Below are 24,461 nucleotides of genomic sequence, written 5' to 3'. Positions count from 1 at the left end.
CTTGTACTATTCGGACGAGCGATTGGCGGGCCGCTTAACGTCGCGGCGCGCCAGCACCAGCCATCCGATAACGCCGAGGGCGACCAGGATCAGCCCGCCGATCACCGATGTGGTCGGCAGGAAGGCCGCGAGAAGCACGCAGCCCGCCAGTCCCACGGCACTGAGCCACCTCGGTGGCCGACGCTCGGAACGGCTCAGCGTCCACGCCGAGGCGTTGGCGATCGCGTAATAGACCAACACGCCGAAGGAGGAGAAGCCGATCACGTCGCGGAGATCCGCGGTCCACACCGCTGCGGCGGCCACCAGCCCTACCACCAGCTCCGCCCGCATGGGCACCTCATGCCGAGTGTGGATCACCGCCAGTGCCCCGGGCAGACGACGATCACGGGCCATCGCCAACACGGTCCTGGACACTCCGAGCAACAACGCCGACAGCGCGGCTCCGGCGGCGAGTATCGCGCCGAACCGCACCAGCGGGGCCGCCCAGGACAACTCGGACACCGCGACCACCGTCGCCAGTGGATCGGCCCAGCCCGCCACCGCGTCCGCCCCTGCCCCGGTCAGCAGTGCGGCAGCCAGGCCGAGGTACACCGTCAAGGTGATGCCCAAGGCGATCGGCACTGCGCGGCCGATGGTGCGGGCGGGATCAACCACCTCTTCCCCGAGGGTGGTGATGCGGGCGTATCCCGCGAAGGCGAAGAAGAGCAGCCCGGCCGCCTCCAGCAGTCCGCCCGCAGTGGGGGAGCCCGCAGCGCCGGGGGCGACGTCCATCGGGCGCGGATCGCCCCAGACCGCGGCAGTCGCAGCCACGACCAGGACCGCGAGCACCACGACGACGGCGATCCGGGTGAACCACAGGGCGCGACGCACCCCGAACAGGCTCAACGCGGTCAGGGCCAGCAGCGCCGAGGTCGCCACCGGACGTGCGTGGTCCGGCCAGAGATACAGCCCGATGGTCAACGCCATCGCAGCGCAACTGGCCGTCTTGCCGATCACGAAGCACCAGCCCGCCAGGTATCCCCAGAACGGGTCCAACCGTTCTCGGCCGTAGACGTAGGTGCCACCCGCGACGGGATATCGCGCCGCGAGTCGGGCCGAGGAGATCGCATTGCACAGGGCGATCAGGCCGGCGATCCCCAGGGCGGGCAACAGCAGGCCGCCTGCCGCGCGAGCTGCGGGGGCGAAGGCGGTGAACACTCCGGCGCCCAGCATCGCGCCCAAACCGACGAAGACCGCGTCCCGCGTGGTCAGTCGTCGTCGCAGGGTCCCTGCGACACCGGAACCCCGGCTTCCGGGCGTTGCTGCCATCGTCGGGTCCCGTCTCCTCATCGTCGCCGCGAGCGTGTGATCACGGGGTACCCGGCGTTCTGCCCGGCGGGGCGCACAGCGTAGCGGGGGATCGTGAAGATTCGGGAAACAGCAACCGACGAGAAGGAACGGCGGTCGACCCCGGTGCTCCCGACGATACGGGAGTACCGGGGTCTTCGGCGCTAGACGACCGCGCCGCTGCTGTTCGGGTCGCGCTTCTTCTTCTTGCGTTGCTTGGCGGCTCCCGGCCAACGGGAATCGAGGCCGATGGCCAACGGCGCGGCGACGAAGATCGTCGTCAGGTTGCCGATCACGGCGCCGATGATGACCGCGAACGCGAAGTCGACCAGCGACCCGCTGCCCAGGAACAGCAGCGCACCCAACACCGCGAACACACCGATACCGGTGTTGACGGTCCGAGGCATCGTCTGGAGCACCGAGCTACCTGCGATCCGATAGAACGGATCCTTCGGTCGGGCTGCCCGCAGCTCGCGTACCCGGTCGAAGACGACCACCGAATCGTTGACCGAATAACCGATCACGGTCAGCATCGAGGCCACGAACACGCTGTCGACCAGTCGACCCGTCCAGGCGAAGGTGCCCAGCAGGAAGATCACGTCCGCGGCCAGACCGACGATGACCGCGATACCCAGTCGCCAGTCGAATCGGAAGGACAGGTAGACCACCTGGGCGAGTGCGCCGAGCAGCAACGCGAGGATCGCGCGATCTCGTAGCTCCTCGCCGAGGCTCGGACCGATCAGATCACTCTGGAGTTGGTCGACCTCCCCGACTGCGGAGACGACGGCCTCGCGGATCTCGCCGACCCGCTCCTCCGGCAACGGTCCGGTCCGGACGGTCAGACCGTTGTCGTCGGCGCCGGAGACGGCCGCGTCGTCGAATCCCGCGTCCTCCAGTGCACTGCGCACCGCGCCGAGGTCGGGCTCCTCCTGCGCCTGGTAGGCGATGTATCGGCCGCCGGTGAAGTCCACACCGAGGTTGAGGCCCCGGATCGCGAGACCAGAGCCGATCACCACGAGCACGATGCCGAAGGCCACCAGCCACTTGCGCCAGGCCTTGAGGAAGTCGGGCGAGCGCCGCTCGAACCACTGACGGACCTTGCCGATGTGGGCGATACCGCTGATCTTCGGGTGCTTGGCGACCGGACCCCGGAAGACGAGTTGCTGAAGCACCCGGCTGAGCACCAGGGCACTGAACATCGAGGCGAGCACACCGGTGGTCAGCGTGATGCCGAAGCCGCGAACCGGGCCGGTCGCCAGGGCGAACAACAGGATTGCCGCCAACAGGGTGGTGATGTTGGAGTCGGCGATCGCCGTGATGGCGCCCTTGAAGCCGCCGGCGACCGCGTTGGACATCCGGCGTTTCGCCGACTTGGTGCCGACGCTGTCGGCGTATTCCTCACGTGATCGTTCGTAGATCAGCACGTTGGCGTCCATCGCCATACCGATCGCCAGTACGAAACCGGCGAGGCCGGGCAGGGTGATGGTCGCGCCGATCGCCAACAGCAGTGCGTAGGCGATACCGGTGTACGCGGCCAGCGCGAGGGTGGCGATGAAGCCCGCCAGTCGGTACACGACGACCAGGAACAGACCGGACAGGCTGATACCGATGATGGCGGCCGTGATGCTGGCGCTGATGGCATCGTCGCCCAGTGTCGGGCCGAGGGTCCGCTGTTCGACGACCTCGACCGGCACCGGCAGCGCGCCGTCGCTGATCAGCAGGGCGAGTTGCTCGGCGTCGGCCTGGTTGAAGTCGCCGGTGATCCGGGTCTCCCCGCCCGGGGGGATGCCGACGTTGCAGGTGGTGTCGCCCTGCACCTCGGGCGCCGAGATGATCGTGCTGTCCAGCACGATCGCGACGCGGCGCGCCGGGTCGCCCATCGGGGCGCAGGCCGCCTGGCCGGTGACCTGCGACCAGCCCGCCGAGTCGGCGAAGTCGAGGCCGACGAACCAGCCCTGGCCGGTCTGCCCGTCGAGCCGGGCGGTGGCACTGTTGATCGCCTCGCCGGTCATCACGGCAGGCGCCAGCCGCAGCGCGGCACCGTTCTCGTCGGTGAGGACGAGTTCGTCACTGGCCTGCGCCTCGGGATCGGCGGCTTCTTCGGCTTCCTCCGGGCTGGCGGCGGCGGTGACCGGATGGATGGTCAGTTGGGCGGTGCGTCCGATGGTCTCCAACGCTTCCTGCGGGTCCTCCACCCCGGGAAGCTCGACCACGACGCGGTTGTCGCCGGACCGTACGAGATTCGGCTCGGCCACACCGAGGGAGTCCACCCGGCGGCGGATCACCTCCAGCGTCTGGTTCATCGTCTCGTCGTTGATGACGACGTCCTCGCCGGGGATGCCCTCCAGGGTCAGCTGTGTGCCGCCCTCGAGGTCGAGCCCCAGCCGGGGTTCCGTGGTGACCAGCAGCGCTCCGGAGGCGATCAGCACGATCAGGGACAGCAGTCCTCTGACGAGCAGCCCACGTCGTTCTGTTTTGCCTGACACGTTGAGTCTCTCCAAGTCGGATTCCCCGCGCGCCGTGGGCGCCGGGGAAGCGATGAGGCGGCCGCGTCGACGGTCGCCATGGGCGTGGAGTCCGACGTGGGCTACGGCGGTCCGCGACTGCCGACGAGCGCAGACCAGGCCGGTCGCAGTCGACGGACCGACGCAGCGATCGGTCGATGTTCGAGGTGGCTCGGAGCGATGAGTGTCGGCGGGCTCGGCGGGCCTAGCAGCTGTTCGCGCTGCGGCGATTCGTCGACCGTCAGCACCGCGCCGACCACGGTGCGGGCGGTCTGCCAGGTGGTGCCCGCGAACGGGCGAACGCCACGATTCCCGGTGCGTTCCACCGATTCCGTGCGCGCGGTCAAGAACGACTGACCGATGGTCGCTCCGGTGGTCCCGGGTCGGATGCCCGAATTCGAGACGAGGCCCAGGACGGCGGAGAGAGTGGCGAGCACGACCAGGGGCCAGGAGAGCACTCGCGCGGAGCGTGTGCTCATCGGCTGCTCCCTGAAATTGCGGCGGTGTGCTCGCGGCGGAGTGTACCGAGCGGTCTTGTCTGGTCTAGGTAGGCGACAGTAGCGTCTAGACATCCCACGTCCGATGTCCGATGTCCAAATCGGCTCGGCGCCGGAACGGCCGAGGTCTCTCGAGAGGAGACCACGGCCGCTCATCCTCGAAGGAGCGTGATGAGAGCCTTTCCACGAGCCGCCACGACACTGCTCGCCGCCGCATTGCTGTTCTGCGCAACGGGTCTCCCGGCCTCGGCGGATCCGGGCAGCGCCCGCCCGGGCTCGGAGCGGCCCGGCCGCCCGTACTCGCCGACCGAGGTCTACGTCTCGGGCACCGAGGGGTACGACACCTTCCGCATCCCGGCGATCATCCGCGCGTCCAACGGCGACCTGCTCGCCTTCGCCGAGGGGCGCCGGGACGGCGGTGGCGACAGCGGCGACATCGACTTGGTGCTCAAGCGGTCCACGAACGACGGCAGGACCTGGGGAGCGCTCACGGTGGTCGGCGACAACGGCCCCAACACCTTCGGCAATCCCAGCCCGGTGGTGGATCCGGCCACCGGTCGAATCGTGCTGCTGTCGACCCACAACGGCGGGACGGTCACCGAGCACGAGATCCGCGCCGGAGAGGTCGACCCCGCCGACTCCAGACGGGTGTGGGTGCAGCACAGCGAGGACGACGGCCGGACCTGGACCGAGCCCCGGGAGATCACCGAGGACACCAAACTGCCGGAATGGCGTTGGTATGCGACAGGTCCGGTGCACGCCATCGCACTGAGTCGAGGGCAGCACGCTGGACGTCTGGTGGTGCCCGCCAATCACTCCAGTGCGCCGCCGGAGGGGAGCCCGGACACCGGGATCGAGGACCGTTACTACGACGCCCACCTGATCTACAGCGACGACGGCGGGCTGAACTGGACCATCGGGGCGATGGAGGACACCCCGGACGGCGCCGTCAACGGCAACGAGACGACGATCGCGGAGCTGCCGGACGGTCGAATCTACGTCAACTCCCGGAATCAGAACGGGACTGCGCCGGGAAACCGCCTCGCCACCTACAGCAGCGATGGCGGCGCAGGCTTCGACGAGCCACTGCAGCCGGTGCCGGACCTCCTCACCCCGGTCGTGCAGGGCAGCGTCCTGCAGATCGAGGACGGTCCGCTGCTGTTGGCCGCCCCGAGCAATCCCGACCGACGCGAACGCCTCGCCGTGCGCTCCAGCCACGACGACGGGGCGAGCTGGTCGGACGGTGTCGTGTTGTCCGAGGCGCCTGCGGCCTACTCCGATCTGGTGCCGCTGCACCGGGGCGGCGTCGGCGTCTACTACGAGACCGGAGTCGACTCCTCCTACGAGACGATCTCCTTCCAACGGCTGTCCGCGCGCGATCTCCGATGATCGAGGACTGACCGCAGCCCGGGTGCCACGCGGTGACAGAATGCGACGATGCGACTTCGTCCCTGGACAGTCGACGACGCGCCGGCCTTGGCCGGAGTCATCGCGTCGGGGGAGCAGGACGTCCTCTGGGCACAGGGCAGAGCGCTGCTCGGTCCGCAGCGAGACGGGGAGCACTGGCGGCGGACCATCGTCGCGGAGATCGACGGCACGGTCGTCGGGATGGGTGCACTGCTCTCGCCCCGCTTCCATCCCCGCCGGCTCTGGGTCTACGTGGAGGTCCGCCCGGACCAGCGCAGACGCGGTATCGGGACGGCGATCTTCACTGCGCTGCGCGAACTCGGCGCCGCCGACGGTCGTCCGCTGCGGGCGAAGGTCCGACCGGGGGGTCCGTCGGCGGGCTTCGCCTGGGCGCTCGGGTTGCAGCGGCTGCTCATCGACTCCGAGATCCGAGGACTGCGGGCCGATCGATTCCCTCGTCCCGAGGGGTTCGGTCGGGCCGTGGCCCTGGACGATCCCCGCCTCGCCAGGGCATTCCGGGATTTCTACGTCGCGGCGCATCCCACCGACCCGCCGCATCCCCAGGTGGGGGAGCTGCTGTCCGAGAGCCATCTGTCGGCGGCCATCGGCGCAGTGCTGGTGGAGGCCACCTCGGCACGCCCCGCCGGGGCGGCACTGCTGTTCCAGGACGACGGCTGGATCTTCAGCGGTGGTTCGCTGCAACCGCATTCGACGCGCGCGCCCGGTGTGGTCAGGGAACTGCTCTGCACCATGGCCTCGGCGCTGCCGCCTCGGACGGACCTGCTCGTCGAGGTCGACGACAGCATGGCCGACGTGCACACGACCTGCGTCGACCTCGGCGCCCAGGCCCACACGCGGGCCTGGGTGGTCGCCGAGCGGTGACACGAGCCGAGGTCTCCTCCCCGGTCAGGCCACCTCGAACTCGGCAGGCGCGTGGATCAGTCGATCGATCTCCGGCATGAGGTTGCGAGCCACCGAGAGCAGCCGACCGGCCGCGTCCGGTGCGACACCGGATAGCGCCGTCACGTCGGTCAGCGCCTGTTCGACGTGCGCCCTGGCCACCCGCATGGCGCGTTCGGCGGCATCGGTCCGATCGAGCACCGCGAGGATCTCCGAGCGCCGCTGCGGCGTGAACTCGCCCGCCCCCAGCAGCGGCGCCAACTCCGCGCGGCGTTCCTGCAAGGCGTAGATCACCGGCAGCGTGTAGACACCGTTGGCCAGGTCCTGGCCGGTCTCCTTGCCGGTCGTCTCGCCCGGTGCCCAGATGTCCAGGACGTCGTCCCAGATCTGGAAGGCGATTCCGAGGTTTCGGCCATAGGAGCCCATTCCCGACCGGGTCGCCGCGTCGCCACCCGCAGCCGCCACACCGAGCATCGCGGCGGCCTCCATCAGTGCAGCGGTCTTGCCCGCGATGCAGGAGAAGTATGCGTCCTCGGTGCGGTCGACGTCATAGAGATCGAGACCTTCCTGCAACTGTCCCAGACACACCGTTTTCAGAGTCTCGCCGACAATCCGCATCGAGACGGTGCCCAGTGTCGCCGCCAGACTGGTCGCACAGGCCAGCAAGTAGTCGCCGGAGATCAGCGCTGTGGTATTGCCGAACACGGCGTTGATCGTGGGTTGTCCGCGCCTTGTCTGCGCGTTGTCGCACAGATCATCGTGGCAGAGCGTGGCGATATGGAGCAGTTCGACGATCGTTGCTGCGCGGACCGCCTGATCCGTCGCGATCTGCGGTTCCACCACATAGGACGAGGTCAGGGTGAGGGTCGGTCGGAACAACCTGCCGGGGCGTCTGGTGAAATGCTCGAACGGGCCACGCGCCCGATCATCGCCGACCGTGATCGAATCGACGATCGATTCCTGCACGCTGCGAAGATCCGTGGCGAGCCGAGGAAAAGAAGAGTTGCTCGATTGCGACCTAGTGGTCATGGTGCACCGCCCCCTCGGAAGTCTCTTGATCGGTTTCACACTGCCAGTCGACACAATGGCAGACAAGGATCCAAACTCATTCGAAAACGAAACTCAAGAGCGCCGAGATGGAATCAGTCCAATCTCGATTAGGACGAACGGAGCAGCGTCAACAATGGAGAGACATCGGCGGATCGCGGTTTCGGGTGGATCGATGCAGGTAACACCCGGAATGTGGCGGCGGGCGTCGGTGATGGCAATCGTCGAGCGCAACTCCCCGGTCGCCGGATCGGTGTCATTTCGCCCAGTCTGACCCAGTATGCGGGCTAATTGCCCGCATCGCCGTTGCCTGCGGGTATCGGGGCGGAGTCCAGTGCGTGTCGTCCGCTGGTATTCTCGAATAATGGGAGGATTCCTCCCGGTGAATGGGAATTGAGGCGGGTCGCGATCTGCTTCGGAGGGAGTGGGCGGCGATGAGCGCCACGTCGGATCGCTATGTACACGGCCACCACGATGCGGTGCTGCGATCCCATCGGTGGCGGACTGTGGCCAATTCCGCCGCGTACCTGGCGGATCGGCTCCGTCCCGGTCACGACCTGCTCGACGTCGGGTGCGGCCCCGGCACGATCACCGTCGAACTGGCGGATCTGGTGGCGCCGGGCCGGGTCGTGGCGATCGACGCCGCCGCCACCGCGGTCACGGCGACCCGGGAACTGGCCGATCGAACCGGATTGACGGAGTTGGCGGTCCGCGTCGGCGACGTCTACGCCTTGGACGAGGCCGACGACTCGTTCGACGTGGTCCACGCCCACCAGCTGTTGCAACACCTGTCTGATCCGGTTGCCGCCCTGCGCGAGATGCGCCGCGTGTGCAGGCCCGGTGGCGTGGTGGCCGCACGTGATGCCGACTACGCGGCCATGACCTGGTTTCCCGAGCCGCCCGCCCTCGAACGGTGGCGATCGATCTACCGGCGAGTGGCCTCGGCGAGTGGCGGCCAGCCCGACGCGGGTAGGCGACTCGCGGGGTGGGCGCGACGTGCGGGATTCACCGAGGTGTTGGCCACCGCCTCCACCTGGTGCTACGCGGAGCCTGCCGATCGTCGGTGGTGGGGCGGGCTGTGGGCGCAGCGCATGACCGAGTCCACCATCGCCGCCCGAGCCGTGGACGAGGGACACTCGACCAGCGCGGAACTCGCCGAGATCGCCGACGGGTGGCGGGACTGGGCGGCCGACGAGGACGCCTGGTTCGCCGTGCTGCACGGCGAGGTGCTCTGTCTGGTGTGAGGTCGAGCGCGGTCCCGCCGGGGGTCTCGACCCGCCGTGTTCGGGGTGACCGGGGTGCCATCGGGCCGGGGATGCGAGGATCGGGCCTCGTGAAGACGTTCGACGAGCTGTTCGCGGAACTACGTGATCGCGCCGCCACCCGCCCGGCGGGTTCCGGCACCGTCGCCGCCCTGGACGCCGGGGTCCATGCGCAGGGCAAGAAGGTGCTGGAGGAGGCGGGTGAGGTCTGGATAGCGGCCGAGCATGAATCCGATGAGCGACTCGCCGAGGAGATCTCCCAACTGCTCTACCGCCTTCAGGTGTTGATGATCGGCAGAGGGATCGACACCGACGACGTCTATCGCTATCTGTGAGCTCGAGGGAGAAGCACATGCTGCGTGTCGCGATCCCCAACAAGGGATCTCTCGCCGAGAAGGCATCGGAGATGCTCGCCGAGGCGGGATACCGGCGGAGGCCGGGACCCAAGGACCTGACCGTGCTCGACCCGACCAACGAGGTCGAGTTCTTCTTCCTGCGCCCCAAGGACATCTCGGTCTACGTCGGCTCCGGCCGACTCGACCTGGGAATCACCGGCCGTGACCTCGCATTGGACTCCGAGGCGCCGGTGAAGGAACTGCTGGGCCTTGGCTTCGGGGCGTCGACCTTCCGCTACGCGGCCCCGGCGGGCCGGGAGTGGACGGTGGCCGACCTGGCCGGGAAGCGGGTCGCCACCTCCTACCCCCGTCTGGTTCGCAACGACCTGCGTAACCACGGGGTGGAGGCCGAGGTCATCCGGCTCGAGGGTGCCGTGGAGATCTCGGTGCAGCTCGATGTGGCCGACGCCGTGGCGGATGTCGTCGAATCCGGTATCACCCTGCGTCAGCACGGCCTGACGGCCTTCGGGGCGCCGATCTGTGTGTCCGAGGCCGTGCTGTTGGAAGGCGTGCACGCCGAGGAGAGCCCGGCCAAGACCCAGCTCGCCGCACGGTTGCAGGGCGTGGTGTTCGCCCAGCAGTACCTGATGTTGGACTACAACTGCCCGGCGGCTCTGCTGTCCGAGGCCATTCGCATCGCCCCCGGCCTGGAATCGCCGACGGTGTCGAGGCTGGCGGAACCGGAATGGAACGCGGTGCGCGTGATGGTGCCGAGGAAGCAGGCCAACGAGGTGATGGACCGGCTGGCGGCACTGGGTGCCAAGGCGATCCTCGCCTCCGACATCCGATTCTGCAGGCTGTGAGATCCGGGGTGTCCGGCGACGACCGCCGGACACCCCGGTCTTCCCGAGTGGCTCAGCCCTGGTCGGCCTGCCAGCGACGCAGCACCTCGTCGATCTCGGTGTGCAGCGCCGTCTTACGCGTGTCGTCGAGGAAGGACGCCGTCACCCCGTTGCGCGCCAGCGTCGCCAACTGATCGGGCGTCATGCCCATCTGGTGGGCGGTGCGGTACTCGTTGGTGAGGTCGGTACCGAACATCGGCGGGTCGTCCGAGTTCAACGTGACCAGGAGCCCCTCGGCCAACATGCGGGGCAGCGGGTGCTCCACCGCGGTGTCGACCATGCGGGTTGCCACGTTCGACGTGGGCGACACATCGACCGGAAGCTGGGTATCCCGCAGGTAGGCCACCAACTCCGGATCCTGCATGCTGCCGATACCGTGTCCGATTCGTTCCGCGTGCAGGGCGCGGATGGCCGACCAGACCCGGTCGGGACCGTGTGTCTCACCCGCATGCGGCAGGCTGCGCAGCCCGGCGGCCCTGGCCTTGGCGAAGACCTCGGTGAACTGATCGCGCTCGACCTCGATGCCGCCGACACCGAAACCGATCACCGAGTCAGGACCGACCGCGATGACCTCCTTGAGGGTCTGCTCACCCGCATCCGGGCCGTAGTGCCCGGGGAAGTCGGGGATCCACCGCAGGATGATCCCGTGCTCCTCCTCGGCTTGGCGCCTGCCCGCCTCCACTCCCGCGAAGACCACCTCGGCGGGCACCTCCCGCTCCAGGTGGTTGAGCAGGCTGATGTGGACCTCGGCGTATCGGACGTTCTGCCTGGCGAGGTTGCGTGCGGTCTCCAACGCCAGCAGCGCGAAGTCCTCCTCGTCGCGCAGGGCCTGCAACGACGCCAGATACACGTCGATGAAGTGCGGGAAATCCCGGAATGCGTACCACTGCCGCAGCTCGTCGAGGGTGCTGGGCACCGAGGACAGGTCGTGCTTGCGAGCCAGCTTCAACAGGGTCGCCGGGGCCAGCGATCCCTCCAGATGGACATGCAGCTCGACCTTGGGCAACGCATCGATCAAGGAATGGACGTTCGAAACGGATTCGGGCATGACGAGGACTCCCTGAACAGTGGGGTGTGCGACTACTCGGCCTGACGAGCGGCGCGCGATGGGCTGCCGACTCGCCGCCGGTTCAAGGAGCGAGGTCTCCGCGTTCGTCATCCTCCCCGTACAGGGGGAGTTGCGGCGGCTCTGCGAACGGGCGCATGCCCGCACTGTAGCCGGCGAGGCGTCGCGATGTCACTCGTCCGGCGAGATCGGACCGAGGCGGGAAACAGCGCGTTCGTGGCGCCGTCGAGCCGCCGCCCCGACGGCGCCACGACGATGACCGTTTGGGGGAGTGCCCGACCCGACGAGGTCTTCGGAGATCGTGTGCTCGGCGCGAGACCGCGACGAGTCGACGACGGCGGCCGGCTGCATCCCGTACTCCTACTTGGCCAAGTGCCGATAGCGCAGGGCTGCCAGTGGAAGGAACACGGCGATGAGGACGATGGGCCATGCGATCGCGAGGGACAGTGCGTTCTCGGCGGCCCAGGACGTCGGTGTTGTGACGCCGGGATTGCCGAATAGTTCGCGCGTTGCGGTGACCGTGGCCGACAGAGGATTCCATTCGGCGATCGCGCCGAGCCAGGCTGGCATCTGGTCAGGGAGAACGAAGGTGTTGGAGATCATCGTCAGCGGGTAGATGGGGGCGAGGGCGACGCCCGCGAGTTCGGGCGACCGCAAAGTCAGGCCGAGGTATATGCCGACCCAGGCGAGCGCGTAGCGCAGGAGCAGCAGAAGTCCGATGGCGGCGATCGTTTGCCATCCGGTGCCGTTGGCCCGCCAGCCGACCAGCAGTCCGCAGGCGAGCAGGACGATCAGGTCGAGGACGGACGCCACGAGGTCCGCGAGGCTTCGCCCCGCGACGACGGCCGCGTCGGACATGGGAATCGTGCGGAACCTGTCCGTGATGCCTTTGGCCGTGTCGGTGGTAACGGAGATGACGGTCTGGGCCATGCCGAGCGCCATCGTCATCACGAACAGTCCAGGCATCAGGAATTCGCGGTAATTTCCGCCGTCGGGCAGAACGATCGCGCTCCCGAATACGTACCCGAACATGAGCACCATCACGATCGGGAACAAGAGATTGCCGATCAGCCGTGAGGGTTGCTGGCGGAAGTGCGTGAGGTATCGACGGGCGACCTCGAGGCTGTCGTGCAGAGCCCACCGCGCTGGCGAACGGCCTGTGCAGGGCGCGAGCGAGATCATGCTGCCTTCTCCTTACGGTCGGTGAGCTTGAGGAAGACGTCATCGAGGGTGGGGCGGCGCAGGGCGATGTCCTCGGGATCGATGCCTGCCCGGTCGAGGTTGCGCATGGTGGTGTCGAGACTGCGGAATCTGTCGGGAGCGGGCGCGCTGATGCGGCGTCGGTCGAGGTTGACGGTGGGCTCGCTGCCCGTTGAGGCGGCAAGGATGCGTGCGACCGACTCCATCTGTTCCTCGTCGCGGAGCACGAGTTCGATCTGGTCGCCTCCGACGCTTTCCTTCAGTTCGCGAGGTGTGCCGCCAGCGATGATCGCCCCGTCGTCGATGACGGCGATCTGGTCGGCCAGGTGGTCGGCTTCATCGAGATACTGAGTCGTGAGCAGGACGGTTGTTCCTGCGGACACCAGCTGGCGAATGTCTTTCCAGACCTCGGCGCGCGTGCGTGGATCGAGGCCGGTCGTCGGCTCGTCTAGGAAGAGAACACGTGGAGCGAGGATGAGGCTGACCGCGAGGTCGAGGCGGCGCCGGGTTCCACCGGAGTAGCCGCCTGCGGGTCGGTCGGCGGTGTCGTGAAGCCCGAACCTGTCGATCAGTTCGTCTGTTCGCTCGCGTGATCGTCGCCGATCGAGGTGGTAGAGCCGGGCGAACATGTCGAGGTTCTGCCGTCCGGTCAGGATCTCATCGACGGCCGCGTACTGTCCGGTGAAACCGATCGCGGCGCGAACCCGGCCGGCATCCGTGGCGACGTCGTATCCGGCGATGCTGGCGCTGCCGGAGTCCGCTTTCAGTAGCGTGGCGAGGATACGCACCGCAGTGGTCTTTCCAGCACCGTTGGGTCCCAGAAGCCCACAGACTGTTCCTTCGTCCACGGAAAGCGTGAATCCGTCGAGCGCCTGCCGCTTGCCGTAGGTCTTGCGGAGATCTATGGCGCTGATCATCGCGGCCATGAGGGTTCCCTTCTGTGAACACTGTCGGATTCGTTGGGCCGCCGTGCGGAGCATGGCTGCCTGTGCGGCGGTCGTGCCGTTATCGCGGGCGCGGCGGGCGTCATCAACCAGATCGCCAACGACGGGCAGACCGAGCCGCGCGGCTCGCGGGAGTCCACGACCGCCTCGATCGGCCGATGTCTGACTACTCGGAGAGTCGGACCACAGTGGAGGAGTTTCCTGTGCCCGGGGCAGCGCCCCACTACAGGACGGAGTGGTCGTCCTCATCGTCGGTGTGAAAGTCGAGCGCATTGTCTCGCTCTCGAGTCTGTGGGTCCTTCCTTATCTACGGGTGGGCAGGGTGAAACCGCCCGTTTTCTCGAGTGTGCGGATCTACGGTGGTCGAGACTGCTGCTCAACCGCTTACGGTGGCGCTGGTTACCGACTTACTTCTGTCCCCCGAACAGATCTCTGCCCGTATTTCTATTGAATGGCCTGCTTGGACACTCCCAACGCCACGGCGATGTTCATCCAGGCCGCGCTTTGGTTGCGGACGTGGCGTCCCAGCACTGCCTCCACCCGTTCGATCTCTTGACGAACCTGCACCGTCAACTTCAGACCGGCCGACGGCCCCCACCCCGTCGCCCCGGGTCAGCGTCGTCGGGCGCTCCGCGTGGTCAACTGTAATTGACGAACCGGAGGGTCGTCAACCCGGGTTGACCCCGGGTGTCTCTCCCCGGCGTGCAGGCCTTCGTAACCAGGAGTAGCAAGCAGCGTAACCATTGAATCTGGGACGATTGCGCATCACCGGCGCCGTCTAACGCATTGGTCGCACAATCACTGCCTCTTTAGGGTCGGTTTGCGAGCTGTCGACCAGTCAGGTGAGGCAGATGAGGGAGCAGGGTGCGGGCATGGCGGTTGAAAACCGAGGCACATCGATGGATCGGACTCGTCGTCACCGGTGGCTCGCCTTCGCAGTGCTATGCGGAATGCAGACGATGATCGTCGTCGATGTCAGCATTGTCACGATCGCGCTTCCCTCCATTCAGAGCGATCTCGACATCGATCAATCGCGTTTGAGCTGGGTGATCAACGCCTACACGATCGGGTTTGGCGGTTTGCTGCTACTAGCCGGACGATTAGGAGATTTGATCGGCCGCAGAACCGTGTTCATCGCCGGCGTGGCCGGGTTCACGGTCGCCTCCACACTGAGCGGTGTGGCGTGGAGCCAGGAGATCCTCATCGCGACTCGGTTCGTCCAAGGCGTGGGAGCGGGTTTGGCATACGCGGTCGCCATGAGCATCGTGATCACACTTTTCACCGAGCCGCGCGAACGTGGCCGAGCGCTGGGTCTGGTCGGTTTCACACAGGCCGCAGGCGCCTCGGTGGGCGTCCTCCTCGGTGGTGTCCTCTCACACGCCATCAGCTGGCATTGGATCTTCTACGTCAACGTCCCCATCGGTCTCGTCGCGTCCGTCCTCGCCATCCGGCGGATTCCGAGGGACAGCGGCATCGGGCTACGCGCGGGATTGGACGCTCTCGGCGCGGTGCTCGCCACAGCCGGGTTGATGCTCGGCGCATACGCCATCGTGATCATCGGCGACCACGGCTGGAATTCTCCGAACGTGCTTGTCGGCCTGGTTTCGCTGGCTCTGCTGGGTGGCTTCATCCTTCGGCAGGCGACCGCCCGCGTGCCACTGGTTCCTCTTGGGTTTCTACGTAACCGCACCCTGGCCGGTGGGAACATCATCCACATCCTGACGACGGGTAGCACCGTTCCCTTCAACATCATGATCGCTCTCTACCTCCAACAGGTTGCGGGCTACAGCGCTCTCGATGCTGCGTTGGCTTTGATGCCGCTCGCGCTTGCCTCCGCGGTCACCTCGCTCGCCCTGTACCCCCGCCTGGCCTCGCGATTCGATAGTCGACGCACATTGGCCGCAGGTCTGATCGTGGTCGCGGGCGGTCTCCTGCTCGCGACTCGCCTGCCAGCCGATCCGCTCTACATCATCGACATCCTGCCTGCGATCACGCTGGTTGGTGCAGGCAGCGGAATCGTGATGCCAGCGGTCATCGCGTCCAGCATGACGGTCCGCGATCTCCGGGAGGCAGGGCTGGCATCCGGAGTCGCCGCCACCTCCGGCATGATCGGAGACACCGCAGGCATCGCGACACTCACCACGCTGGCCGCAGCCCACACCGCCGCACTCCTCACCGACGGGTTGCAGCCGGTGCACGCCCTCAAGAATGGATTCCACCTGGCTTTCGGTATCGCCGCCGCACTGGCAGGTGTAGCAGTGGTGATCGCCCTACTGCTTCTGCGCCGCCCGGATGCTCGGCACACGCCTGCGCCACATTGAGGACTTGCACGTGGGCTCATGGTCGGCCCCTCCCGGCTGTAGCCGACCGATGCCCGGCACGCGTTCGCGAGCGGTACCCCATTCGAAGCAGTGCCCGGACATCTCGACGGTTGCGCCCCGGCACCGATGACCCCGATCTGACCGACCAGGTCGGGACGGGGGACTACGAACAACACGTCGAGTTGCGTTCCGATGCGGAGCCGGTGATCGCGGCCGGACGATCCTCGCGGCGGCGGCCGGGGTTCGGGTCGTCATGCCGTGACTCCGACTCGTGATCGGCGGGCGGAGTCCGGCAGGCGGTCGCGCGCGCTGGTGCGGCGCGCCGCACCAGGTGCTATGCCACGCTCACGGCGGAAGGCATGCGCGAAGGCGTACTCCGAGCTGTAGCCCACCCGCTGCGCGATGGCGTGCATCGATTGATCGGTGTCGGTCAGCAAGGCGTTGGCCAGATTCATGCGCCACCATGTGACGTAGGTCATGGGTGGCTTCCCGATCAGTTCGTGGAATCGCCGAGCAAAGGCGGTGCGGGACATGGCCGATCGTCGAGCGAGTTCGGTGACCGTCCAAGGGTGCCCGGGGGCGTCGTGGAACGCGTCGAGTGCGGAGCGGATTCCTGTGTCCTGGATCGCTGCGACCCACGATCGTGTTTGGTCCGGCAGGACACGTTCATCGTGGCACGCACGGAGGATGAGGATGAACAGCATGTCGAGGAGCGCGGCGATGAAGTGATCCGTGCCCGGTCCAGGTCGGTCGAGTTCCATCCCGAGCAGTTCCACGGCATCCCTGAGCGGATCGCCACGATCGAACGGCGCCTGCAAGATGACCACTGGTGGAAGCTGCGCGAGCAGTGGGTGAATGAAGCGCAGGTCGAGTTCATAAGCACCGCACAGCGTCACGGTCTTCTCTCCCGGCGCATGATCCGAGCTCGCGGGCACCTCGACTGCGCCGTTGTCCGTCACCTGGCCTGGTTCGCATGCAGCGGCGAGCTCGGCATCGATTCGGTCGGCGAGTGCGTGTTCGGCGCCGCTGGGGAGGAACACGACGTCTCCTGTTTGTAAGCGAACGGGCTGCTCACTATCACGGAGCAGCCAGCACGATCCGCGGAGAACAACCTGGAAGCCTGCCGAGCCACCGACCGCGGCGAAGTGCTGACCCCATGGCGCGTTCCAGGTGACGCGCTGAGATCGCGGTCGACCTCGACGGAGGACCGCGACGACCTCACTCATCATGTCCACGAATTGATCCTATCTGCGCAATTGCCGGTGTGTACGATCACGCATTTTATTGATCTGTATGCGTATTGATCGTCGTACATCAGGGCCATAGCGTGATTCTTGCCCGCACCGAGTCCCGGTGCGGCCTCATGAATCAGGAGACCCGATGCGCGCCGAGCAGGAACTTGCCCAATCCACCCCGCGACCCACCTTGCGCGCAGCACTGGCGGCTGGTTGGCGCTCGCGCTCGATCGGCGCCGTCATCGCCGTGCTGGCCTGCGTCCTCATCTGGCTTGCGGGAGCTGCGATGGGCGCATCGTTCGCGGTCTCGTTCGGCACAACGGACGCGACGATGGAGGTGACCGTCGGAGCAGTCATCGGTTCCGTGCTTGCGGCCGCTGCCGCAGGATGGATCCTGCTCATCGTGCTCGAAGCGCTCACTACGCGAGCCCGAACCATCTGGACGGTCGTCGCGCTCACCGCGGCGGCTGCCTCGATGCTGCCGGCGTTCGCTTATGAGGCGGACCTCGCGACCGCACTGGCCCTGACCTCCATGCACATCGCCGCCGCAGCTGTCATCATCCCCTTCTTCCGCCGGCATGACGGCGCTACAGCAGGAAACGACGTGGAAGGAGCGTTGAGCGTCTGACGGGCGCGTTCTGCGCTGCGGCGCGGTCTTCCCGTTTCGCGCCCCAGCCGGGCAGACGGCGAGATGCGTGACGAAGCGGCGACCATCGAACCCCGCTTCGTCTGGTCGGGCGGCTCCACCGATCATCAAGGACCGGGACATCGCTGTCGTGCTGAGCGGTGACTTCAGCATCCTCGTCGGCGTGGGGCTCGCTCGGCATCGCAACGGCCGGTTCGGGCCGGTCTGTTTCGATGGCCTGGACTACCGAAGCCGGAAAACAGTGCTGCGGCGGGACCGCAGGCGACTGGTGGGTGCTCACCTATCGGCAAGCTCGTAGCGAATCTCGGAGATGTCGACGTGACCTTCGGCCGCCGAGTATGCCTGGGCACTCCGGGTGAGATGACCGGTTTTTCCCGTACCCGGCTTGCCCGGGCTCCGACGTGTCGCCTAGTCGCGGCCGTCTTCGTCGCCGGAGCCGTTGCGGAAGATCGATGCCACCACGCGCAGCACCAGGACCGACGACAGCACGAACATGGCGTAACCGAGGACGTCGTAGAGCGGCAGGTCCTCCACCACGTCCGGGCCCTCGGGCAGCCCGAGCAGCAACACGCCGAGCAGTCCGCCGGTGACCCCCAGTACGGTCAGCAGTACCTGGTGCACCAGGCCGGTCAGGAAGCGCCGATCGCGTTCGTCCGCCAGCAGCCGCACATTGACACTCAGTCGGCCGCGCTCCAGCGAATCGGAGATCCGATCGACCCTGCGCGGCAGTTTGCGCAGCATGGGCAGCAGCGAGATCAGTTCGTTCTGGACAGTCTCCCGCAGCGAGCCCATCGAACCCTGTTCGGCGAACTGAGCCGACCCGAAAGCACGGGCCTCACCCACCAGATCGAAGGTCGGCGCGACGACCTGCAGCGTTCCCTCCAAGGTGCCCAAGGACCGGAACACGGCCGCGATCTGCGGCGGAACCGACAGACCGTGGTCGGACACGATGGTGAAGAGATCGATGAACAGCTGCGCCGACGGCGTCGACCCGGCACCGAGGTGTCGGACCATGAACTGTCCGAGGGACCGCTCCAACTGCTGCTCGTCCACCGGCTCCGGTTGCAGGACCACGGTCAACAGCGCGTCGGTGACCATCCCCGCGTTTCCGGAGTTCAGCCCGACCAACAGTTGGGCCAGGGCATCCCTGGTGGCCCCATCGAGCCTGCCGACGGACCCGAAGTCCAGCAGTCCGATGCCGCCGTCCTCGGTCACCATCACATTGCCCGGGTGCGGATCGGCGTGGAAGACGCCGTCGAACATGATCTGCCGCAGCACGCAGCTCAGCAGTGTCCTGGCCGTGTCCACCGGATCGATGCCACGTTGTTCGAGCAGCCCACCCGCGCGGCGCAGCGGAACGCCGGAGATCCTGTTCATCACCAGGACCCGCTCACCGCACAGCTGCGCGTGTGGCTCCGGAAGCACGACGCTGTCGTCACGCCGGGCCCTGGCGTTGGCCACGACGGTGGCCATGTTGCCCGCCTCGATGCGGAAGTCCAGTTCCTCGCGCAGTGCCGTCGCGAAGCCCTCGGTCAACTCGGCGATCCCCAACGAGCGGCCCCACTGGGTCGACTTCTCCAGGGTGCGGCCCAACCGGGTGACGATGTCGAGATCACGTTCCACGGCGGCGGCGATGTTCGGCCGTTGGATCTTGACCACCACCTCCTCGCCGGTGACCAGGCGGGCCAGATACACCTGCGCGATGGAGGCCGTTGCCAGCGGTTCCCGCTCGAACTCCGCGAACACCTCGTCCAGCGGACGACCCAACTCGGCGGTCAACACGGCGCTGGCCTGCTCCCACGGGATGGGCGCCGCCCGGTCCTGCAGCGCGGACAGCTCCTCGATGAACTCGGGGGAGACCAGGTCCTGCCGCGTCGACAACACCTGACCGAGCTTGACGAAGGTGACACCGCCCTCGTCCAAGGCCGCTCGCAGCGAACGAGCCAGTCGGTGCCGGCCGCCCGAGGAGTCGGGTCCGGTCTGCTGACGGCCCCGCAGGTAGGGGCCGAGCCCGTGCCGCACGGCGATCGAGGTCAGCTTGGTGTACCGCTGGGTCCTGGCGATCCGCCTGCGCAGCGCGGGAATCCATTGCGCGATGGGCGATACCGAACCGCTGGGCACGAAGGCCTCGGCCAGCACGAGGAACACCATCGCGAACAACACCGCGCACGCGGTGGCCAGGGCGAGCTGCGCGAGGGGCCGCAATCCCGGTTCGTCGACGTCCGGGCTCACGATGAGCAGCATCAGCGGGCCGCCCACCACCATGCCCGCGAAGCCCGCGGCCACCGTGCGGAATCGACTGAACTGGACCCCGAGTAATCGACGCGCCATGGTCGCGAAGATCAGGATCGTCAGAATCACCGTCACGGCCGCCGCGATGCCGAACATGTAAACCTCCTGGCGGGCGCGCCCCGCACGTCGATTGCCCCCGGGAGACCCGCCCTACCTCGCGGAAGCGGCGCCTGGACCCCGTGCGGTCACATCGCAGCAGGAGTTCGGACCCGCGGTGCCGACTCGACCGGGGATGTCGGCGGTGGCGTTCTGCCGTACCCGCCGGTCAGTCGGCTCGGTCGAGGGCGGTTTCGGCGGGCGCGATCGGCTCGGGCCAACCGGGGTAGGGCGGTGGAGTTCCGCCGAATTCCGGACAGTGGCTCTGATGATCGCACCAGCCACAGAGTTTGCTGCGGTTAGGGCGGAAATCGCCGGTGCGGCCCGCGCGCAGGATGGCCTGCCAGATCGCGTCCAGGGTTCGCTCGAACCGACGGAGCTCGGCCTCGTCCGGGGTATAGGCCAAGGCCTGACGGTCGGCCAGATACATCAGTCGGAGCTGCCGGGGCACCACGCCGCGCAACCGCCACAGGGCCAGCGCGTAGAACTTCATCTGGAACAGCGCCTTGGCCTCCCCGATCGCCCTGGGCGCGGAACCCGTCTTGTAGTCGACCACCCGGATCTCGCCGGTCGGGGCGACGTCGAGCCGGTCGATGTAGCCGCGCAACAACACCCCGGAGTCGAGCTCGGTCTCGACCAGCAGCTCGCAGGCCTCCGGTTGCAATCTGCGCGGATCCTCCAGCTCGAAGTACCCGGTCAACAGTTTGCGGGCCGATCCGAGCCACTCCGCCAGCGCGGGATCGTCCGGTCCGTCGAACAACGCACGCCACTCGGGCTGCTCGGCGGAGAGCTCCTGCCAGCAGGGCTCCAGCAGGGCCTCGGCGCGCTCGGGGAGTCGCTCGTCGATCGGCAGTGCGAAGAGCCGTTCGAGGACGGCGTGCACCACCGTGCCGCGTACCTGGGCCTTGGTCGGCTTCTCCGGCAACCGGTCCACGGCCCGGAAGCGGTACAACAGGGGACATTGCTTGAAGTCGCCCGCGCGGGACGGCGACAGCGCTGGTCTGCGGACCGCGCGCTCCGGGAGCCGCCCGGCCTCGATGCTGGTCGCCGCAGTGTCGGTCATGCAGCGCACCCTAGGACACCGCACCGACCCTCTCGTCCGCTTCCCGTCGGACGTCTCGAACACAACGGGAGTCGAGCACCGCCGGCGGCTCGACCGACCTCCGGTGGACGGGAGCATCGAATGAGTTCCGGCATGCCCGGATATCGGCCTACCGCCGAGTTCGCGACAGACCGGCGACCGATGCACTGCCGCCACACTCCCGGGGTTCTAGGCTGCCAGGATGCCCGCCACCAGCAGACACGTCTCGCCTGCCGGTCCGATCCCGGGACTGCTCCTGCTTCGGGTGCGGGGCGTCCCAGTGCTGTTGGCACCGTCGTGGTGGCTGATCTCGCTGCTGATCGTCGTGCTGTACACCCCGCTGGTCCGCAGATTGCTGCCCGAGATCGGTCTCGGTGCCTCCGCCGTGCTCGCGGCGGCGTTCGTGTTGCTGCTCGGGGTCTCGGTCCTGCTGCACGAACTCGGCCATTGTTTCGTGGCGCTCAGCCTCGGCCTGCCCGTGCGGCGGATCCGGCTGCAGTTCCTCGGCGGGGTCGCCGAACTGGTCCGTCCGCCGAACAAGGCCAGCCAAGAGGGCATGATCGCGGTGGCCGGGCCGATGGTGTCGCTCACCCTCGCCGCTGTCTTCGCGGGCTTCCTGCCGATCGTCGAGCCGCGCGGTGTCCTGTGGCTCCTGGTCGCGCAGGTCGCGGTCGCCAACGCAGTGGTCGGGGCCTTCAATCTGTTGCCAGGACTTCCGTTGGATGGCGGACGGATGCTGCGGGCGGTCGTCTGGGGGATCAGCGGCAGGCGGGGCACCGGGACCACGGCGGCGGCGGTCGGCGGCATGGTGGTCGCCGTGCTGCTCGCGTGGTGGGCGCTGGCGGGGCTCTTCACGACCAGCGACGACCGTTGGCTGCGACTGTGTGCGTGCGTGGTGATGATCTGGTTCATCGGCCTGGGAATCGGCGCGGAGCTGGCGCTCGGTGCCCGGCGGCCCTGGCCCGCCCGACTGCGGCTCGATCAGCTGACCCGGCCGGTGCTGCAACTGCCATCGGAGAGCCCGGTCGCCGACGCGCTCGCCGCCTCCGCAGGCCGAGGTGTGGTGCTGGTCAGGGCCGACGGGGTCGCCGTCGGCCTGCTGGACCGTCGGACCGCCGAGGACCTCGCCGCGATCTCGCCCGCCTCGCCAGCCGAGTACGCGGCGGAGCCGATCACCGCGGAGAACGTCGTGTTGGACTCCGAACCGGGCCAGGAGATCGCCGAACGCGTGTTGAGCACCTCGGCCGGGCAGTTCCTGGTCGTGGGCCACGACGGCAGGCCGTCCGGTGTGCTGCGCCGGGAGGACCTGCGGGCCGCACTCGGCACGGAATGAGCGCTGCCGTCCAGGCTCGGCGATCGGCTGCGAACGGCCCGTCCGGGAGGTTCGGTGTCGGCGAGTCGGCGACCGTCTGCGACGATCGCCCAGCCGCCGCACGGTCGTGTGGTGTCAACGAATAGATCAGCGCAGGAGGTTCGACCCCAGTGAGCAGTGTCAGCGGCCCGTTCCAGGCAGGCGATCGGGTGCAGCTCACCGATCCCAAAGGCCGCCACTACACGATCGTGTTGGAAGAGGGCGGCGAGTACCACACTCATCGCGGTGCCCTGGCCCATGACGCGCTCATCGGTAAGCCGGAGGGGTCGGTGGTCACCTCCACGGTCGGCGGAACCACGTATCTCGCCCTGCGGCCCCGGTTGGCCGACTACACGCTGTCGATGCCGCGTGGTGCGCAGGTCATCTATCCGAAGGACGCCGCACAGATCCTGATGTGGGGCGACATCTTTCCTGGGGCGCGAGTGCTGGAGGCGGGCGCGGGTTCCGGAGCGCTGACGTGCTCGCTGTTGCGGGCGGTGGGCAACGAGGGTTCGGTGGTCTCGCACGAGATCCGCCAGGACCACGCCGAGCACGCCGACCGCAATGTGCGTCGCTTCTTCGGTGACAAGCCGGACAACTGGCAGCTGAACGTCTCGGACCTCGCCGAGTACGACGGCGGTCCGGTGGACCGCGTGGTGCTGGACATGGTGGGGCCGTGGGAGCAACTGCCGGTCGTGGCGGCGAACCTGGTTCCCGGCGGAGTGCTGGTGGTGTACGTGGCCACGGTCACCCAGCTCTCCCGGGTGACCGAGGCGCTGCGCGAACAGCAGTGCTGGACCGAGCCCGAGGCGTGGGAGACCCTGGTTCGCCCTTGGCACGTCGTGGGCCTGGCCGTGCGGCCGGAACATCGGATGGTCGCCCACACGGCCTTCCTGCTGACCGCCCGTCGACTCGCCGACGGTGTCAGCGCGCCGAAGCCGCAACGGCGGCCCAGCAAGGGCTGATGGACGCGGCCCGCTCATGACGACGGGGGCACTGCAGGTGCGCAGTGCCCCCGAACGGGAGTGACGACCGGGCGTCCGACGATCAGTAGGTGGGCATCGAGGGCATCGAGCCCTCGTCGAGACGGAAGTCGCAGATCTTCCACTGGTTGTCCTCGGGGACCAGCGTGAAGTAGACGCCCATGTCGGTGGGCATGTAGTCCGCCAGCTCCGGAGGAACATTGGAGTAGTTGATGACGAGCCGCGCCTCGGCTTCCTCCGGGCTGATCTGCTCGACGCTGTCCACCGAGATGGTCGCCTCCATCTCAGCGAGCGAGGGGTCGACCTGGGACATGTCCATGCCCCCGGCCATCTCCTCGATCTCGGCAGTGCCATATTCGTTCTGATACTGCTCGCAGGTCAGATCGATGAAGGCCTGGTAGTCCTCGTTGTTCGAGGCGTCGGCGAGCGCCTGGGCGGTCTCCTCGGGAGTGCCGGCGACGGCGCCGCCGCCACTCTCGGAGTCGCCGCCACCACCGTCGTCCTGCGAGGAACCGGCCGAGTCGCTGCCGCTGGCGGTGTTCGAGCTGCCGCCGTTGTCATCGCCGCCGCCGAGAACGATCACGAGAACGACGATCAGGACGACGACGAGGACACCGCCGCCACCCAGGATCCAGGGGAGCGGGCTCTTACCGCCGGGGCCGCCGGGCCCGCCTGCGCCGCCCGGGCCACCACCCGGACCACCTTGTCCGTAGTACTGACCAGGCTGCTGCTGTTGGCCCCAACCCTGCTGGGGGAAGCCACCGGACTGCGGGCCGGGCTGCTGGGGATAGCCACCGGGCTGCTGGCCCTGCTGCGGGAACCCGCCGGACTGGGGGCCCTGCTGGGGGTAGCCGCCGGGCTGCTGTTGCCAGCCGCCTTGTTGCCCATAGGGGCCGGGCTGGGGAGGCATGGACATGGGATGTATCTCCTACGACTCACGGAGGTCGGTCACCGGATCGGATCTTGGCGAGGCCCGAAGATGGAGCGGGCGGGCATCGTGGCGCCGGTCCGGATCTGTTGTCGGACAACGGCGTGAGGCGACCGTAGCGGCCTCTTTCGCCCTCGT

At 67.7% G+C, this 24,461-nt stretch carries 21 protein-coding genes; 9 read left to right on the top strand and 12 right to left on the bottom strand.

Annotated features, from left to right (window positions below):
- Positions 1–6 precede the first annotated feature (6 nt).
- From BKA25_RS15285 to BKA25_RS15275, 3 genes are all read right to left on the bottom strand, one after another.
- Positions 7–1,308, bottom strand: a complete 1,302-nt coding sequence (locus BKA25_RS15285) for an APC family permease (protein ID WP_069848866.1) — start codon at positions 1,306–1,308, stop codon at positions 7–9.
- A 182-nt stretch (positions 1,309–1,490) separates the two neighbouring features.
- Positions 1,491–3,812: a protein translocase subunit SecD gene (gene secD / locus BKA25_RS15280; protein ID WP_069848868.1), complete on the bottom strand. Its 2,322-nt coding sequence runs from the start codon at positions 3,810–3,812 to the stop codon at positions 1,491–1,493.
- 101 nt (positions 3,813–3,913) lie between these two features.
- Positions 3,914–4,309: a hypothetical protein gene (locus tag BKA25_RS15275; protein ID WP_157421043.1), complete on the bottom strand. Its 396-nt coding sequence runs from the start codon at positions 4,307–4,309 to the stop codon at positions 3,914–3,916.
- A 189-nt stretch (positions 4,310–4,498) separates the two neighbouring features.
- Between BKA25_RS15275 and BKA25_RS15270 the strand changes: the two genes are divergently transcribed.
- Together BKA25_RS15270 and BKA25_RS15265 are read left to right on the top strand one after the other, a co-directional pair.
- A complete protein-coding gene (locus BKA25_RS15270) occupies positions 4,499–5,716 on the top strand; it encodes a sialidase family protein (RefSeq protein WP_069848872.1) in 1,218 nt (405 codons plus the stop codon).
- A gap of 48 nt (positions 5,717–5,764) precedes the next feature.
- The gene (locus BKA25_RS15265) at positions 5,765–6,616 is read left to right on the top strand and encodes a GNAT family N-acetyltransferase (RefSeq protein WP_084642915.1); all 852 of its coding nucleotides are present in this window, start codon (positions 5,765–5,767) and stop codon (positions 6,614–6,616) included.
- A 24-nt stretch (positions 6,617–6,640) separates the two neighbouring features.
- On the opposite strand, the gene BKA25_RS15260 is transcribed toward BKA25_RS15265, so the two are convergent.
- A complete protein-coding gene (locus BKA25_RS15260; protein ID WP_069848875.1) occupies positions 6,641–7,600 on the bottom strand; it encodes a polyprenyl synthetase family protein in 960 nt (319 codons plus the stop codon).
- A gap of 515 nt (positions 7,601–8,115) precedes the next feature.
- Here BKA25_RS15260 and BKA25_RS15255 point away from each other — a divergent pair.
- The 3 genes from BKA25_RS15255 (at position 8,116) to hisG (ending at position 10,141) form a co-directional block, all read left to right on the top strand.
- Positions 8,116–8,925: a methyltransferase domain-containing protein gene (locus tag BKA25_RS15255; RefSeq protein ID WP_069853595.1), complete on the top strand. Its 810-nt coding sequence runs from the start codon at positions 8,116–8,118 to the stop codon at positions 8,923–8,925.
- Positions 8,926–9,014: 89 nt separating this feature from the next.
- A complete protein-coding gene (locus tag BKA25_RS15250) occupies positions 9,015–9,278 on the top strand; it encodes a phosphoribosyl-ATP diphosphatase (protein WP_069853596.1) in 264 nt (87 codons plus the stop codon).
- Positions 9,279–9,295: 17 nt separating this feature from the next.
- Positions 9,296–10,141 (top strand): ATP phosphoribosyltransferase, encoded by an 846-nt coding sequence (hisG, locus tag BKA25_RS15245; RefSeq protein WP_069853597.1) that lies wholly within the window; start codon positions 9,296–9,298, stop codon positions 10,139–10,141.
- Between the two features lie 52 nt (positions 10,142–10,193).
- Here the strand turns inward: hisG and add are convergent, their stop codons facing one another.
- The 4 genes from add to BKA25_RS27910 form a co-directional block, all read right to left on the bottom strand.
- The gene (gene add / locus BKA25_RS15240; protein ID WP_069848877.1) at positions 10,194–11,228 is read right to left on the bottom strand and encodes an adenosine deaminase; all 1,035 of its coding nucleotides are present in this window, start codon (positions 11,226–11,228) and stop codon (positions 10,194–10,196) included.
- 378 nt (positions 11,229–11,606) lie between these two features.
- Positions 11,607–12,428 (bottom strand): ABC transporter permease, encoded by an 822-nt coding sequence (locus BKA25_RS15235; RefSeq protein WP_069848879.1) that lies wholly within the window; start codon positions 12,426–12,428, stop codon positions 11,607–11,609.
- Positions 12,425–13,372, bottom strand: coding sequence for an ATP-binding cassette domain-containing protein (locus tag BKA25_RS15230; RefSeq protein ID WP_069848881.1), 948 nt, complete (start codon positions 13,370–13,372; stop codon positions 12,425–12,427). Before BKA25_RS15230 ends, BKA25_RS15235 begins: the two co-directional genes overlap by 4 nt.
- A gap of 462 nt (positions 13,373–13,834) precedes the next feature.
- Positions 13,835–13,957, bottom strand: coding sequence for a hypothetical protein (locus BKA25_RS27910; RefSeq protein ID WP_257786104.1), 123 nt, complete (start codon positions 13,955–13,957; stop codon positions 13,835–13,837).
- A gap of 284 nt (positions 13,958–14,241) precedes the next feature.
- Here BKA25_RS27910 and BKA25_RS15225 point away from each other — a divergent pair, with 284 nt between their 5' ends.
- Positions 14,242–15,711 (top strand): MFS transporter, encoded by a 1,470-nt coding sequence (locus BKA25_RS15225; RefSeq protein ID WP_311734480.1) that lies wholly within the window; start codon positions 14,242–14,244, stop codon positions 15,709–15,711.
- Between the two features lie 251 nt (positions 15,712–15,962).
- On the opposite strand, the gene BKA25_RS28670 is transcribed toward BKA25_RS15225, so the two are convergent.
- Positions 15,963–16,937: an AraC family transcriptional regulator gene (locus tag BKA25_RS28670; RefSeq protein WP_375791886.1), complete on the bottom strand. Its 975-nt coding sequence runs from the start codon at positions 16,935–16,937 to the stop codon at positions 15,963–15,965.
- Between the two features lie 154 nt (positions 16,938–17,091).
- Between BKA25_RS28670 and BKA25_RS15215 the strand changes: the two genes are divergently transcribed.
- Positions 17,092–17,574 carry a DUF6069 family protein gene (locus BKA25_RS15215; RefSeq protein WP_069848885.1) on the top strand — a complete coding sequence of 161 codons (483 nt, stop codon included), beginning with the start codon at positions 17,092–17,094 and terminating at the stop codon, positions 17,572–17,574.
- Positions 17,575–18,000: 426 nt separating this feature from the next.
- Here BKA25_RS15215 and BKA25_RS15210 read toward each other — a convergent pair whose 3' ends face one another.
- Complete coding sequence (locus BKA25_RS15210; protein WP_069848887.1) at positions 18,001–19,980, bottom strand: ABC1 kinase family protein; 1,980 nt, start codon at positions 19,978–19,980, stop codon at positions 18,001–18,003.
- A 169-nt stretch (positions 19,981–20,149) separates the two neighbouring features.
- On the bottom strand, positions 20,150–21,043 hold the full coding sequence (locus BKA25_RS15205; RefSeq protein WP_069848888.1) for a RecB family exonuclease: 894 nt from the start codon (positions 21,041–21,043) through the stop codon (positions 20,150–20,152).
- A gap of 220 nt (positions 21,044–21,263) precedes the next feature.
- Between BKA25_RS15205 and BKA25_RS15200 the strand changes: the two genes are divergently transcribed.
- Positions 21,264–22,394, top strand: a complete 1,131-nt coding sequence (locus BKA25_RS15200; RefSeq protein ID WP_069848890.1) for a site-2 protease family protein — start codon at positions 21,264–21,266, stop codon at positions 22,392–22,394.
- 149 nt (positions 22,395–22,543) lie between these two features.
- On the top strand, positions 22,544–23,377 hold the full coding sequence (locus BKA25_RS15195) for a tRNA (adenine-N1)-methyltransferase (RefSeq protein WP_069848892.1): 834 nt from the start codon (positions 22,544–22,546) through the stop codon (positions 23,375–23,377).
- Between the two features lie 82 nt (positions 23,378–23,459).
- Here BKA25_RS15195 and BKA25_RS15190 read toward each other — a convergent pair whose 3' ends face one another.
- Positions 23,460–24,311 (bottom strand): Rv0361 family membrane protein, encoded by an 852-nt coding sequence (locus BKA25_RS15190; protein WP_069848894.1) that lies wholly within the window; start codon positions 24,309–24,311, stop codon positions 23,460–23,462.
- Positions 24,312–24,461 lie beyond the last annotated feature (150 nt).

Origin of the sequence: Actinoalloteichus hymeniacidonis (assembly GCF_014203365.1) — a bacterium.
Taxonomy (GTDB): Bacteria; Actinomycetota; Actinomycetes; order Mycobacteriales; family Pseudonocardiaceae; genus Actinoalloteichus_A; species Actinoalloteichus_A hymeniacidonis.
Note: the sequence above shows the minus strand (reverse complement) of the source record. Positions and strands in the feature narration are given on the sequence as shown.